The organism is Streptosporangium sp. NPDC050855, from assembly GCF_044456585.1.
GTDB lineage: Bacteria > Actinomycetota > Actinomycetes > Streptosporangiales > Streptosporangiaceae > Streptosporangium > Streptosporangium longisporum.
Map to the genome: position 1 here is coordinate 91,372 of NZ_JBITFY010000001.1, position 14,028 is coordinate 105,399.

Genomic DNA, 14,028 nt, shown 5'->3' on the forward strand with positions numbered 1-14,028 from the left:
CAGGTCTACCCTTGGACGGCATGAAGGTCACGCTGCTACTTGCAGATCATGCGCAGGTCGCCGACGGCAAGTTGTTCATCTCAGGTGCCAGCTGGGACTTTGCCAGCATAGGGCGGCTCGCCTGCGGCGTCGGAGTGATCTTCCATGTGCCATGGGACGACAGCGGTAGGCGGATCAAGTTCACGATTCGACTCGTGGATGCGGGCGGAGAGCCTGTGATGCGGGGGGAGTCCGGTGCGGACACCCCCATCGAGGTGTCAGGCGAGTTCGAGGTCGGACGCCCAGCGCATGGCGAGCCTGGAGACGATCTGCATATGCCCGTAGCGTTCAACGCGCAACTGCAGCTCAAGCCAGGTTTGTACACGTGGCAGGTTGAAATCGACGGCCAGGTCACGGACGATTGGCGCTGGTCGTTTCGTGTGTGCGGGACAACGCCCTCGAGTACTGACATCTGACTGGGGCGTTGCGGGGCCCCGTCGGAGACGGGGCCTCTTTGTTGTGCGGCTCCGCTCCCACCTGAGGGCGGAACCGTCTTCCAAGAAACCCCCGAGCCAGGCCGAGCAGGCCAGGCCAAGCGATGTCGGGTACGACGAGACGCGACGGTCACGGCGAGCATCCTGCGCTCCTTCCCGCACGGACGCGTCAGCTACGGCGACGGGCCCTGGGCGACCGTACGGATCGCTTCAGCGTCACAGAGCCCGATGGGCGGTCCGTCAGAGAGCTACTACGGCCCGCAGGTGTACGGCGAGGGAAGGCGTGCGCGGAGGTGGGCGGGTGCTCCGGGCGGCTTGTAAGAATCCGTGACCGGCGCGCCCGCCAGGCCGGAGGCCTGAACCCACCGGACCGCCACCGACGACGGCCGCCCGGAGCACCCGCCCACCGGAGCGCGAACACACCTCAAGGCGCTGCTGCCCTCAACGTAGGCGTCGGCGGATAGATGCCAGTCTTTCCGGACGCCGAGGTATACCTGTGGCTATTTGAAAGAACGCGCCCAACAGGAGGATGGCAGATGAGCGGATACGTGCGCTGGAAGGACATCCGGTCTGAACATGTCCAGCGGGCCGGTGGCGAGGAAGCCGTTCAGGCCGGCAAGCGGGAACTTCTGGCCGAGGTCCAAGGACACCGGCTGGCGGAGATCCGCCGCGGGCGCGGTCTGACCCAGCAACAGGTAGCCGATCGCATGGGAGTCACCAAGGGACGCGTCTCTCAGATCGAGCAGGGCAAGATCTCCGGACAGGACATCCTGGCTCGCTATGCCGCTGCCCTCGGTGGTCGGCTCCACCAGTCGATCTACTTCGACGACGGTGACATCGCTGCCATCGCCTGACGATCCCTGCACAAGGTCGGCTCACACACCACTTCGCTGGATGCGTGTCCTGGCCGTCCGGAGCATTCGGCCGCGGGAGCGGGGACACACCCCGGAGCGAGGTCAGATCATCACGTGGTCGTCGGGACGCCCCGCGAAGGAGAACTGGGCGTTGCGGGTGAGCTTGATGTCGTCGGCCTGCCAGGTGTGCATGCCCGCGTCGCCGCTGCGCCAGTAGACGAAGTTGAACCGGTCGGCGGAGTAGATCTTGACCCGGTCCTCCTTGAGACGGCGCACCAGCCGGGTGTCCTCGCCCCGGGTGACGTCCTCGAACCCGTAGTGCCGGAACATGTCCGCCTTGCCGAGGAAGGTACCGCCCTGCACCAGGAAGGCGTAGCGGTGCTCCAGCCCCGGCAGGCGGAGCATGGTGGCGTTGCTGCCCTCGAAGTAGGCGTAGTGCGCGCCCTTGCCGACCAGTTCGGCGTCGGAGTAGTCGAAGGCGCGGGCCAGGTCCGACAGGTAGTGCTCGCCGTAGAGGTTGTCGTCGTCCATCTTGGCGATCAGGTCGCCCTCGGCCGCGGCGATGCCCATGTTCAGGCAGGCGCCCAGCGACAGCGACCGGTCGGCGGGCAGCACCACCACGTCGGTGATCCCGGCCATCCGCGCCTTGTCGGCCACCACCACGGGATCGATGTCCAGGCCGTGCAGCACCATGACGAGCTGGACGGGCCGGTGGACCTGCCGGGCCACCGAGGAGATCGCGTGCTCGATCTGGGAGGCACGGTTGGTGGGCAGCACCACCGAGATCGACCGGGTCCGCTGCTGCACGGGCCTGCCCAGGATCGTCAGGATCTGGTCCACCCGGTGCGAGAACAGGTGCTTGTCGAAGACCTCGCGCATGGCCAGGTGCCCCTGGCGGGCCCGGAGCTCGGGGCTGTTGATCAGGTGCAGGACCTGGTTGTAGGACTCCAGCTCGTCACGGGCGATCGGGATCAGCGACCCGAACGTCTCCTCGATGGCGCGGGACCAGCCCGAGACGATCGACGTCGAGCAGGCCGACAGCTCGAAGATCCGGCGGGCGCACATGGTCGGCGAGTCGAGCACCGAGTTCACGTTCAGGAAGACCTTGTACATCTTGTACGCGGCCAGCATCCGGTCGTACGGGAGCTCACCCACGATGTGCGGGACGTACTCCTTGGGCCAGGCGTACTTCTCGTCCACGGTCCCGTTGCGGGCGAAGATGTGCAGGCCGAGCTCGCGGATCGGGGCGAGCACGGTCTCCATCTGCTCGCGGCGCTCGGGGTGCTTGTCCCGGAAGTACATGCCCGCGAAGACCACGTCGTGCAGGCGCCCCCGCTTGTCCTGGATCGGGTTGTGCACCCGGGGCTGCGCGGCGAACTGCAGCACGTCCACCCGGTCGTGTCCCAGCACCTCGCGGTAGCGGGGGACCATGTCGCCGTCGCAGGTGAAGACGTGGTCGAACAGCTTGGCCGTGTCGATGAAGAAGTCGAAGTTCGGCGGGTCCTCCTTGTTCCAGAAGACCGTGGGGATCCCCTCGGCGCGGCACCAGTCGAGCAGGGCGCGCAGCTCCGCCTTGGGAGCGTTCGTCCCGGTCATCTGGTAGCGCCAGCGGCCCTGGTTGCCGTACCAGGCCGACTCCACGAACAGAAGCTCCGGGCGCCGCTCGGCGAAGATCTCCGGCCAGTCGCGGAGCCCGAACTCGATCTGGTCCCACTCGTAGCGGAACGCCATCCGGGAGAAGTCGTCCAGGATGACCGCGACCTTGAGATCAGGCCGGACGATCGGCCCGGCCGGCCACTTGACCTCCGGCACGTCCACCGACGGTCCCCGCTGATCGAGCTCCTCGATCACCTCGGTCACCGGACGGGGCGGCTTCGGCCCGCGCTGCGCCTGCATGGCCGAGCGCAGCCTGCCGGGCAGCGCGGTGACCCCCGACCCCTTGGCCGCGGTGAGCGCCTCGGCCACCCGGTAGGGGCGCTGCACCTTGGTCGACTCCAGCTTCCACTGGGCGTACTCGGCCTTGGCCTCGGCGATGGCCAGGCGCCGCTCCAGGTCCCGGACACGCTCCTCGAAGCGTTCGACGGTCTTGCGCTCCTCGGGCAGCCAGTTGATCGGCCCGAGACGCTGGAACTTCGGCTCTTCGGGGGTCTCTTCGCTCATGGGGGATCGCCTTTGTCCGGGGTCGTGCCAGGGTACGGCTTCGGCCGTACCCGAATAGACGCTTTAGAGGGATTTGGGCGATACGGATTGCCCGGCCGGTGAGAGGTTGCCGCCGCGCAGCCAGGTCTCGATCACCCGGGCGATGCGGGGACCGGCCTTGCCGTCCCAGAGCGGGGGCAGCTCGCCCGAGGGGGTCACGGCCCCGTCGGCCAGTGCCCGGTCGGCGGCGGCGGGCAGCTGTGCGGGGGTGACCAGCCGGTTGGTGCCGTGCGTGATGGTGATCGGCCGCTCGGTGTTGGGACGCACGGTCAGGCAGGGGACGCCCAGCATGGTCGTCTCCTCCTGCACGCCACCGGAGTCGGTGACGACCAGTGTCGCGCCCCGTACCAGCGACAGGAAGTCCACGTAGCCGAGCGGGTCGACGATGCGCAGGTTCTCGGAGTCCACCAGCCCGGCCTCGGCCAGACGGGTACGCCCGCGCGGGTGCAGCGGCACCACGAGAGGCAGGCGCGCGCTCACCTCCAGCACGGCGTCGACCAGCTCCTTGGCGGAGGCGGGGTCGTCGACGTTGCCGGGACGGTGCAGGGTGGCGACCCCGTACCGCTCGGGAAGGCCGAGCCGGGCGCGGACCGGCGCGGGGTCGAGGCGGTCCAGCGCGGAGAAGAGGCTGTCGATCATCGGGTTGCCGACGAGGTGCACCCTGGCGGGGTCGACGCCCTCGGCGGCCAGGTGGGAGAGCGCGTCCGGCGAGGTGGCGAAGAGGATGTCCGACAGGGCGTCGGTGACGATCCGGTTGACCTCCTCGGGCATCTCCCGGTCGAAGGAACGCAGCCCCGCCTCCACGTGCGCGGTCGGCACGTGCAGCTTGGCGCAGACGAGGATCGCGGCCAGCGTCGAGTTCACGTCGCCGTAGACGACGACCAGCGCCGGCCGCTGCTCGGTCATCACGTCCTCCAGCCCGACCAGCAGGGCCGCCGTCTGGCGGGCGTGCGAGCCGGAACCGACGGCCAGGTTGGCGATCGGCTCGGGGAGACCGAGGTCGGCGAAGAAGACGTCCGACATCAGCGCGTCGTAGTGCTGACCGGTGTGCACGATGCCCTGCCGCACGCCCGCCTCGGCGAGCGCGCGCACCACCGGTGCGGCCTTCACGAAGTTGGGGCGTGCGCCGAGCACGTGCAGGACGAGGGGATCGCCGGGGCCCTGAGCAGCACCCGGATGGGCAAAGTCCCTCATTGACCTCGCCTTTCATGCGGCAGTGGGGCAAACCTTGCCTATGGTACGGTCACCGCGTGGTATCCGATGCCAGCAGGCCAGACTCCCCCTCGGTTCCGGCGAACTCGGCCCCGGCGAAGCCACCGGGCCGGACGACGCCCTCGGCTCCGTCGAGCCCCTACCCGCCGGTGACGCCCCCGGCCACCGAGAGCGCGTCCCCGCTCACCGAGAGCGCGTCCCCAGCTACCGAGAGCGCGTCCCCGGTCGCCAAGACGACACCCCCGGCCACCGAGAGCACGTCCTCGGCCACCGAGCCGACACCTCCGGCCACCGAGACGACGCCCCCGGCTACCGAGATCACGTCGTCCTCCGCCGTCGAGGCCACGTCCCCGGCCGTCGAGCCGTCCACGGAGACCGAAGCGGACACCGCCACCCCGAACGCGGACGAACCGCAGGTCACGAAAACGGACCCGCCGCAGAACACGGACCCGCCCCAGGCCGAGGACGAGGACGCGACCCCGCAGGACACCGACGACCACGCCCCCGGCACCCCCACCCCCTCCGAGACCCCCCTCGACGACGCCGACCCCGACAAGGTCACCGTCGAGCCGGTCTCACCGGTCGCGGACGCCTCCCAGGTGACCGGTGTCCCCTCGGTGTCGGCCAAGTCGTCCCGGGCCGGGCTGCGCGGCCTGCTCAGAGGATTCGTCCAGCACCCGGTGATCGTCTCCCGCGTCGTGGTGACGAAGGTCAAGTCCGACCCGGTACGGGTGGCGCAGGCCGCGGCCGAGACGCTGCCGCCGCGCGTCCGCCCGATCGTGGGCCGGTTCGCCTGGCCGGTCGCGCGCCGCGCCAAGGTCGTCGTCCGCAGGCTCGGCATGCGCATGGTGAAGGGCCCCTGGGCCGAGGCCAAGGAGCACTTCGACTCAGGCCGGATGACCGAGGCCGTCGCAGTGCTGCAGGCGCACACCCGGTACCCCTTCATCAAGCGCCGGGCCGCCTACTACGCGGGCGAGCTGGCCGCGATCCAGCCGAACCCGATCCCGCCCAAGGCCAAGGTGATCGTGGGCGAGCGGTTCCCCGGCCGGGTGCTGCACTGCGTGACCAACGCGCTGCCGTACACGCAGGCCGGGTACACCGTGCGCACGCACCGGATCGTCACCTCGCAGAAGGCCGCCGGCCTGGACCCGCACGTCGTGACGAGCTGGGGCTGGCCGATGATGCAGGGCCACGCCGACGCGACGCCGTACGAGGAGATCGACGGGATCCCCTACCACCGGCTGATCCCCAGCGGTGAGGTGCCCTTCGAGAGCCACGGGCGCATGATCCGGGGCGCCGGCGAGGTGACCGAGCTGGTGCGGACCCTGCGGCCGCAGGTGCTGCACGCCGCGACCGACCACCGCAACGGCTCGGTGGCGCTGGCGGTCCGCGAGCGGACCGGCACCCCGATGGTGTACGAGGTCCGGGGCTTCCTGGAGGAGACCTGGGCCTCCCGCGACCCCAAGCGGGTCGGCAGCCAGCGGCACCTGCTGCAGCGCGACCGCGAGGCGTTCATCATGCGCTCGGCCGACGCCGTCGTCACCCTGGCGGAGACGATGGCCACGGAGATCGCCGAACGCGGGGTACCCCGGGAGAAGATCTATCTCGCGCCGAACGCGGTGGACGACTCGCTGCTCGCCGCCGAGTACGACGGCGCGGCCTTCCGCTCCGCGTACGGTATCGAGCCCGGTGAGATCGTGATGGGCTCGGTCTCCAGCATCGTGGCCTACGAGGGCTTCGCCACCATGATCAGGGCCGCCGCGCTGCTGTGCGACGAGGGGGCGCCGGTCAAGGTGCTGCTCGTCGGGGACGGCGCCGAGCGCCCGGCCCTGCTGGAGCAGGTCGAGGAGCTCGGGCTGGGCGACATCGCGATCCTGCCCGGCCGCGTCGGCCCGGACGAGGCGCTGCAGGCGCAGGCCGCCATCGACATCTTCGTCTGCCCCCGCGAGGACCTGCGGGTGTGCCGGCTGGTCACGCCGCTGAAGCCGGTCGAGGCGATGGCCCTGGGCAAGCCGGTCGTGCTCAGCGACCTGCCCGCCCTGTCGGAGCTGGTCGGCTCGGAGGGCGCCGGGATGCTGGTGCCCCCGGGGGACCCCGAGGCGCTGGCCAAGGCCATCGCCGGGCTCCGCGACGACCCGGCCCGCAGGGCCGAGATGGGCGAGGCCGGACGGGCCGAGGTGGCGGCCAAGCGTACGTGGAGCCGCATCGCGGCGACGTACCGTGACATCTACCAGTCGATAGCCGGTTGATGGTCTCGTGTTGGTAACGAGGATTCCGTCCGTTTGTGATGGGTTCAATCGCATTAGGCGTGGCTCGTTCGTACTTGAGATAGCCTTTGCGACCATGAAGTGTTGTTTCCGGCTTTCCAAGGTCATCCTGTGACTGCCTACGACCTGGCAGTCATCGGTCTGGGCTACGTCGGCATGCCCCTGGCCAAGGAGGCCACGGCGGCGGGTCTGCGGGTCGTCGGCCTGGACCTCGACCCGGACAAGGTCGAGGCCCTCAACGCCGGCAGGTCCTACATCGACGACCTGACCGACGCCGACCTGGAGCACATGCTGGCGGCGGGTTTCACCGCCACGCTGGACGAGACCGTGCTGTCCGACAGCGCGGCCGTCGTCATCTGCGTGCCGACCCCGCTGGACGAGGACCACCGCCCCGACCTGTCGTCGGTCGAGGGCGCCACCGGCACCGTCGCCCGCAACCTGAGCGCGGGCACGCTGGTGGTCCTGGAGTCCACGACCTGGCCCGGCACCACCGACGAGGTCGCCCGTCCCATCCTGGAGACCTCCGGCCTGACCGCGGGCACCGACTTCCACCTCGCCTTCTCGCCCGAGCGCATCGACCCGGGCAACCCCAAGTACGGCCTGCGCAACACCCCCAAGGTCGTCGGCGGCTACACCCCGGCCTGCAAGGACCGCGCGGTCGCGTTCTACGCGCGCTTCGTCGAGCAGGTCGTCCCGGTCAGCGGCACCCGCGAGGCCGAGATGGCCAAGCTGCTGGAGAACACCTACCGGCACGTCAACATCGCCCTGGTCAACGAGATGGCCATCTTCTGCGACGAGCTGGGCGTCGACCTGTGGGAGTCGATCGAGGCCGCGGCCACCAAGCCGTTCGGCTTCCAGAAGTTCCTGCCCGGACCCGGCGTCGGCGGGCACTGCATCCCGGTCGACCCGTCCTACCTGTCCTACACGGTGCGCAAGCTCGGCTACCCGTTCCGGTTCGTCGAGCTGGCCCAGGAGATCAACGAGCGGATGCCGTCGTACGTGGTGGCCCGCGTGCAGCGCCTGCTCAACCGGCACCGCAAGCCCGTCAACGGCTCCCGGGTGGCGCTGCTCGGCGTGACGTACAAGCCCGACATCGCCGACGAGCGCGAGACCCCGGCCCTGCCGGTCGCGCGGGCGCTGCTGGAGCTGGGCGCGGAACTGGTCTTCGTCGATCCGTACGTCAAGGAGTGGCGGGTCGACGACGTCCAGGTGACGCGTGAGGAAGACCTCGCCAGGGCGGTGGCCGAAGCCGACGTGACGCTGCTGCTCCAGCAGCACGCCGCCTTCGACCTGTCCGTCGTCGAGGACCAAGGCAAGCTCGTGCTCGACACCCGCGGCGTGCTCGCCGAGGGCGCACGCGTCGAGCGGCTCTAGCGACGGAGGGCTGCGCGCAGTGCACGTGCTCGTCATGACGGTGGTGCATCATCCCGAGGACGCCCGGATCCTGCACCGGCAGATCCGCGCGCTCGTGGACGCCGGTCATGAGGTCACGTACGCGGCCCCGTACACGGCGCGGGGGGTGATGGCCCGTTCCTGGGTGAACGGCGTCGACCTTCCGCGCGCCGCCGAGCGCAAGCGGCTGTCGGCCGTCCGCGCGGCGCGCAAGGTCTTCAAGAGGATGCGCGGACAGGTCGACCTCGTGGTGGTGCACGACCCGGAGCTGCTGCTCGCGGTGGTGGGCGTGCGCAAGCGGCCCCCGGTGGTCTGGGACGTGCACGAGGACACCCCGGCCACGCTCTCGCTGAAGCCCTGGCTGCCGGCGTTCCTGCGCCCGCCGGTGCGGTTCCTGGCCCGGCTCCTGGAGGGCACGGCCGAGCGGCACCTGCACCTGCTGCTGGCCGAGACCGCCTACGCCGGGCGGTTCCGCCAGGCGCACCTGGTGGTCCCCAACGAGACCTGGGTGCCCGACGAGGTGACCCCGCCCGGTGACGACCGCGTCGTCTACCTGGGGTGGCTGTCGGAGGCGCGCGGGGTGCGCGAGGCCATCGAGGTGGCCCGGCTGCTCCAGCCGTACCGGGTGGCGGTCGAGCTGATCGGTTACGCCGACCCGCAGTCGCGGCCGATGCTGAACGAGGCGGTGTCCGAGGGCGTGCTGGAGTGGCGCGACTTCATGCCGAACGACGAGGCGCTCAAGCGGCTCGACGGCGCGCTGGCCGGTCTGTCGCTGCTGCACGACGAGCCCAACTACCGGCACTCCATGCCCACGAAGATCATGGAGTACATGGCCCACGGCATCCCGGTGATCACCACGCCGTCGCCGCGCGCGGTGGAGCTGGTGGAGCGCTACGACAGCGGCATGGTCGTGCCCTGGCGCGACCCCAAGGCGGTGGCACAGGCCGTGCTCTCCCTGCGCGACGACGTCCGGGAGCGGCATGCGCGGGGCGCCCGTGGGTATGCGGCGGCCCGTGCGAACCACCACTGGCCCAACTCGGCCCGCCGTTTCGTCGCCCAGCTGGAGGCGTGGGCGGGCGTCAAGAGCTGACGCCCGGAACGCTCCTTATGTCTGCCTGATCACGAGAACGGTAGTGTCCTGAACGTGCGCTGGCTCATCGCTTTCCTGGGCGCGGCGATCCTCGTCGCGGTTGCGGCGTTCGTGATCGTCGTTCCCTCCGGGAACGACGTCCCGGACGGGCGGAGCACGTCGGCCGCGGCCTCCTCCCGGTCGGCGTCGGCGTCCGCGTCGGCCTCCGCGTCCGCCTCGGCACCGGTGCCCGACACGCCGGAGTTCACCGACCCGTGTGGAACGTTCGACACCGCCACCCGCGCGCCCTACGCGATCACCGGCTACTGGCTGATCCCCACCGCCGACCACTGCACCTGGCGGCGGCAGTTCCGGGCCATCCACGAGGTGGGCGGCGACACCGTCATCCGGATCGGCTGGGGACTGCAGGCCCGCCCGCTCGACGACGACGGCCGCGTGCTGGGCGGCGACGGCGAGATCGACCCGCGCTACGAGCCCTGCGAGGAGGACGGGGTGCCGTGCGCGCTGGCGGCGGAGAACGACCTCAAGGCCGCCAACCCCGGCAACAGGGTGAGCTGGACGTTCGTCTACCGGACCGACGAGGCGTTCGGCCCCGGCCTGTTCCGCTGCCCCGAGTTCGAGCGCAGGATCGTCACCAGGAAGACCGTCTTCTACCGGATCGTCGCCACCGACGACGGCACCGACGACGCGAGCTGCGCGAACATCAGGGCCAAGGGGCGCGGCTACCACGTGATCCTGATCGCCGGCGCGCACGAGGACAGCCTCACCGAGCTGCTCGACCTCGGCGACAGGTTCGGGGTGAAGGTCTTCCCGGCGCTGCCGCTGGCCCCCCGCGACCCGGCACAGAAGACCCGGGCCGCCAAGCAGGGCACCGACACGCTCACCACCCTCACCCGGCGCATCATGCAGGACTACGGCTCCCGCTTCCAGGACCGCGCCTCGCTGGGCGGCTTCTACCAGCCGTTCGAGCTGCAGATGCGCGAGATGAAGTACGACGACGACGGCGAGGACGACCACCCCACGCTCAAGGTGTACGCCTCCCAGCACCGGATCGTCGAGCAGGAGATGCCCGGCAGGCCCGTCCTGGTCAGCCCCTACCTCGACGCGCGCAAGGAGCGGCCGTTCAGCGCCACCCCCAAGCAGGTCGCCCGCGGGTTCGAGGCCCTGGCCAGGACCGGCGTCGGGATCGTCGCCCCGCAGGACAGCCGGGGCACCGGGAAGGTCGGGCTGTTCTGGCCGGACGAGCGCGAGGAGAAGGTCGACGAGCGGCTGCGGCCGGTCGTCGGCGAGGAGACCAACGGCGACGCCTACCACGGCTCGACCCGCGACTACTACCGCGAGATGTACCTGGCCCGCAACAGGATGGTGGAGCAGGGCCACGACGTGCAGCTGTGGGCCAACGTCGAGTCGTTCGAGCCGTCCGGGGGCGCGGAGGAGCCGTGCGCCGCGGGCTCCGACCGGGGACGTACCGACAAGGAACGGCTGGACACGGCCGTGACCCAGGTCGGGCGCTACGTCTCCAAGGTCGTCTCCTACATGTGGAGCGACTTCTACACCTGCGGCTCGCCGTCCCTGGCCGAGGAGATCGCCCGCGACCACGACCGGCCCATCGCGGCCGACGCGGTACGCGTACGGCGCGACATCCAGGACGGCGTGGAGATCCGCGGGTACGGCATCCCGATGGGCTGCACGGTCTCGATCACCTGGGAGGGGCTGGAGGAACCCCGCGTCGTGGACGTGGCCGGGGTCGACCTGAACGAGCCGCCGCCCGGCCTGCCGCTGGGGATGCGGACGGCGTGGATCCCGTTCGACTGGTCCCGGGTGCCGGAGGGCACCTGGATCCGGATCACGGTCACCGCACCGGACGGACGTGCCGCCACCGAACCGCTGCATGTCCGCGCGCAGGCATGACCGGGGTGTAACGTGCCTGCCATGGTTCCGCGCATTCCCGTCAGCGTGGACCTGGTCGTCCTCACGGTGCGCTGTCAGGTGCTGAGCGCACTCGTCTGGCGGCGCGACAATCCGCCGTACGAGGGACGCTGGGCCCTGTCAGGCGGCTTCATCCAGCTCGACGAGGACCTTCCCGCCGCCGCGGCCAGGGTCCTCGCCGAACGGGCGGGCCTGCCCGGCGCCCCGGTGCACCTGGAGCAGCTGCAGACCTACGGCTACCCCGACCGCGACCCGCGCCAGCGCGTGCTGAGCGTGGCCTACCTCGGCCTGGCCCCCGACCTGCCGGCCTCCACCGAGGCGCACATGAGCTGGCAGCCGGTCTCCGCGCTGCTGCGCGAGATGGCCTTCGACCACCGGCGGATCATGATCGACGGGATCGAGCGGGCCCGCGCGAAACTGGAGTACACCCCGCTGGGAGCGGCCTTCTGCCCGCCCGAGTTCACCGTCGCCGAGCTGCGCCGGGTCTACGAGATCGTCTGGGGCCGGGGCCTGGACCCGCGGAACTTCCACCGCAAGGTCACCAAGGCCGAGGGGTTCCTGGTGCCCACCGGCGCCGCCACCACCCGCGACGGCGGGCGCCCGGCCAAGCTCTACCGCCGCGGCCCCGCGGTGATGCTGCACCCGCCGATGCTGCGCTCCCTGCGGGAGTGAGCCCGTCAGAGGTCGTTCGTCACGCGCCGATCGGCCACAGGCCCGTCCACCGGAGGCCGCCGATCAGAGGTCGTCGATCTCCGTCAGGTCGATGTCGACGTCGAACGGGACGCTGACCTTCAGCCGGTCGTGGTGGATGCCCATGAGCGCGTAGGTCCTGGTCGCCGGGTCCAGCTCGTAGACGTACACGGTCGGGCGGTCGTTGATCTCCTCGACCCGCCAGAAGTGGGTGATGCCCGCCTGGGCGTAGAGGACGGGCTTGCGCTCCCGGTCACGGATCTCCGACTCGTCGGAGACGACCTCGACGGCGAGGACGACGTCCTCCGGCCGGTACGTGGTCTGCTTCCGCCCTTTCACGGCCTCGGCGTGAACCACCACGATGTCCGGCTCGGGGCGCTGACGTTTTCCGAGCGTCACGGTCATCTCCCTGCGAACGCGCAGATCGGCCGGAACGGCGCGACGGAGCTCGCTCTCCAGGAGGAAGAGTACGGACATGTGGAAGTTGGTCTGGGGGCTCACGAAGACGAGAGTGCCATCGACGAGTTCCGTGTGCGGAGGGATCCCCCGAAGTCGGTCGAGGTCACCGGCCACGAAGCCCCTTTTGGGGGGGAACACCCAGGCGGGAAGCGGCTCACGCTCGGGCGAGCTCGCCTCGGGCGACTCCGCCCCGGCCTCCGGCGCCTCGGGCTCCGGCGTCCCGGCGCTCGGCCTCTCGGCCAGTGGTGCGATGCTCATGTCGTCCTCCCGGTCGGGCATGCCTCTCACCTCCAGTGTTACAGGATGATGCCCCATCCGCCCGCTGCTCCTAAAGTAAGGCCATGCCTCGTTTCCGTGCGATCCTGGACACGATGCCCGCCTACCGGGCGGGCAAGGCCGTGGTGTCAGCCGACGGCCGCTCCTACAAGCTCTCCTCCAACGAGTCCCCCTACGAGCCGCTGCCCTCGGTCGTCGAGGCGGTCGCCCGGGCCGCGACCACGATGCACCGCTACCCCGACCCGGCGGCGACGGCACTGACCGAGGCACTCGCCGAGCACCACGGGGTGCCGGCCGAGCACGTGGCGCTCGGCGCGGGCTCGGTGACGGTGGCCCAGCAGCTCTTCGAGACGGTGAGCGAGCCGGGCGCCGAGGTGATCTACGCGTGGCGCTCCTTCGAGGCGTACCCGCTGCTGGCCGACCTGGCCGGGACGACCTCGGTGCGGGTCCCGCTGCTGGGCGAGACGCACCACCTGGACGCGATGGCCGACGCGATCACCCCGAACACTCGGATGATCTTCGTGTGCAACCCGAACAACCCCACCGGCACGGTCGTCCAGGCGGCCGAGCTGGGGGCGTTCCTGGACCGGGTGCCCGAGAGCGTGCTCGTCGTGCTGGACGAGGCCTACCGCGAGTACGTCAGGGACCCCGGGGTCACCGACGGTCTCACCGTCTACCGCGAGCGGCCCAACGTGGCCGTGCTGCGCACCTTCTCCAAGGCGTACGGGCTGGCCGGGCTGCGGGTGGGGTACCTGATCGGCGGCGAGCCGGTGGCCGCCGCGGTCCGCAAGACGACCGTCCCGTTCGCTGTCAACCACCTGGCCCAGGCCGCCGCGATCGCCTCGCTGGCCGCCGAGGACGAGCTGCTGGAGCGGGTCGACGCCGTGGTCGCCGAGCGCGGCCGGGTCCGCGAGGCGCTGATCGAGCAGGGCTGGGAGGTGCCCGCGACCGAGGCCAACTTCGTCTGGCTCCGGCTGGGCGAGCGCACGCTCGACTTCGCCGAGGCGTGCGCCGGCGAGGGCGTCGCGGTACGGCCGTTCGCCGGGGAGGGCGCCCGCGTCTCCATCGGCGACCCCGAGGCCAACGACACCTTCCTGGCCGCCGCCGCGGCCTTCCGCAAGAACGCCTGACCTCGCCCGCACGGCCCGTGCCGGCCCCACGGGGGCCGCACGGGCCTTTACCTCACC

Annotated in this window: 11 protein-coding genes; 8 read left to right on the plus strand and 3 right to left on the minus strand. The window is 70.6% G+C overall.

Going from position 1 to position 14,028, the window contains the following annotated elements; all coding sequences use genetic code 11:
* Positions 1-20 precede the first annotated feature (20 nt).
* Together ACIBCT_RS00405 and ACIBCT_RS00410 are read left to right on the plus strand one after the other, a co-directional pair.
* The gene (locus tag ACIBCT_RS00405; protein WP_399185222.1) at positions 21-455 is read left to right on the plus strand and encodes a DUF6941 family protein; all 435 of its coding nucleotides are present in this window, start codon (positions 21-23) and stop codon (positions 453-455) included.
* A 554-nt stretch (positions 456-1,009) separates the two neighbouring features.
* Positions 1,010-1,327, plus strand: coding sequence for a helix-turn-helix domain-containing protein (locus ACIBCT_RS00410; protein ID WP_399185223.1), 318 nt, complete (start codon positions 1,010-1,012; stop codon positions 1,325-1,327).
* A gap of 102 nt (positions 1,328-1,429) precedes the next feature.
* Here ACIBCT_RS00410 and ACIBCT_RS00415 read toward each other — a convergent pair whose 3' ends face one another.
* Together ACIBCT_RS00415 and wecB are read right to left on the minus strand one after the other, a co-directional pair.
* The gene (locus ACIBCT_RS00415) at positions 1,430-3,487 is read right to left on the minus strand and encodes a glycosyltransferase (protein ID WP_399185224.1); all 2,058 of its coding nucleotides are present in this window, start codon (positions 3,485-3,487) and stop codon (positions 1,430-1,432) included.
* A gap of 63 nt (positions 3,488-3,550) precedes the next feature.
* Entirely contained in the window at positions 3,551-4,720 is a 1,170-nt protein-coding gene (wecB, locus tag ACIBCT_RS00420) for a non-hydrolyzing UDP-N-acetylglucosamine 2-epimerase (protein WP_399185225.1), read from the minus strand.
* Between the two features lie 56 nt (positions 4,721-4,776).
* On the opposite strand from wecB, the gene ACIBCT_RS00425 reads away from it, so the two are divergent.
* The 5 genes from ACIBCT_RS00425 to ACIBCT_RS00445 all read left to right on the plus strand — a co-directional run bounded on the left by ACIBCT_RS00425 (position 4,777) and on the right by ACIBCT_RS00445 (position 12,088).
* Positions 4,777-6,987, plus strand: coding sequence for a glycosyltransferase (locus ACIBCT_RS00425; RefSeq protein ID WP_399185226.1), 2,211 nt, complete (start codon positions 4,777-4,779; stop codon positions 6,985-6,987).
* A 129-nt stretch (positions 6,988-7,116) separates the two neighbouring features.
* Positions 7,117-8,379 (plus strand): nucleotide sugar dehydrogenase, encoded by a 1,263-nt coding sequence (locus ACIBCT_RS00430; RefSeq protein ID WP_399185227.1) that lies wholly within the window; start codon positions 7,117-7,119, stop codon positions 8,377-8,379.
* Positions 8,380-8,398: 19 nt separating this feature from the next.
* The gene (locus tag ACIBCT_RS00435) at positions 8,399-9,487 is read left to right on the plus strand and encodes a glycosyltransferase (protein WP_399185229.1); all 1,089 of its coding nucleotides are present in this window, start codon (positions 8,399-8,401) and stop codon (positions 9,485-9,487) included.
* Positions 9,488-9,541: 54 nt separating this feature from the next.
* Positions 9,542-11,398 carry a DUF4434 domain-containing protein gene (locus tag ACIBCT_RS00440; RefSeq protein ID WP_399185230.1) on the plus strand — a complete coding sequence of 619 codons (1,857 nt, stop codon included), beginning with the start codon at positions 9,542-9,544 and terminating at the stop codon, positions 11,396-11,398.
* A gap of 21 nt (positions 11,399-11,419) precedes the next feature.
* Complete coding sequence (locus ACIBCT_RS00445; protein ID WP_399185231.1) at positions 11,420-12,088, plus strand: NUDIX hydrolase; 669 nt, start codon at positions 11,420-11,422, stop codon at positions 12,086-12,088.
* A gap of 63 nt (positions 12,089-12,151) precedes the next feature.
* On the opposite strand, the gene ACIBCT_RS00450 is transcribed toward ACIBCT_RS00445, so the two are convergent.
* Positions 12,152-12,823 carry a Uma2 family endonuclease gene (locus ACIBCT_RS00450; protein WP_399185232.1) on the minus strand — a complete coding sequence of 224 codons (672 nt, stop codon included), beginning with the start codon at positions 12,821-12,823 and terminating at the stop codon, positions 12,152-12,154.
* Positions 12,824-12,906: 83 nt separating this feature from the next.
* Between ACIBCT_RS00450 and hisC the strand changes: the two genes are divergently transcribed.
* The gene (gene hisC / locus ACIBCT_RS00455; protein ID WP_399185233.1) at positions 12,907-13,971 is read left to right on the plus strand and encodes a histidinol-phosphate transaminase; all 1,065 of its coding nucleotides are present in this window, start codon (positions 12,907-12,909) and stop codon (positions 13,969-13,971) included.
* Positions 13,972-14,028 lie beyond the last annotated feature (57 nt).

Coding starts and splice junctions, on each gene's coding strand:
- ACIBCT_RS00405 (WP_399185222.1), top strand. CDS start 21: ATGAAGGTCACGCTGCTACTTGCAGATCATGCGCAGGTCGCCGACGGC.
- ACIBCT_RS00410 (WP_399185223.1), top strand. CDS start 1,010: ATGAGCGGATACGTGCGCTGGAAGGACATCCGGTCTGAACATGTCCAG.
- ACIBCT_RS00415 (WP_399185224.1), bottom strand. CDS start 3,487: ATGAGCGAAGAGACCCCCGAAGAGCCGAAGTTCCAGCGTCTCGGGCCG.
- wecB (WP_399185225.1), bottom strand. CDS start 4,720: ATGAGGGACTTTGCCCATCCGGGTGCTGCTCAGGGCCCCGGCGATCCC.
- ACIBCT_RS00445 (WP_399185231.1), top strand. CDS start 11,420: ATGGTTCCGCGCATTCCCGTCAGCGTGGACCTGGTCGTCCTCACGGTG.
- ACIBCT_RS00450 (WP_399185232.1), bottom strand. CDS start 12,823: ATGAGCATCGCACCACTGGCCGAGAGGCCGAGCGCCGGGACGCCGGAG.
- hisC (WP_399185233.1), top strand. CDS start 12,907: ATGCCTCGTTTCCGTGCGATCCTGGACACGATGCCCGCCTACCGGGCG.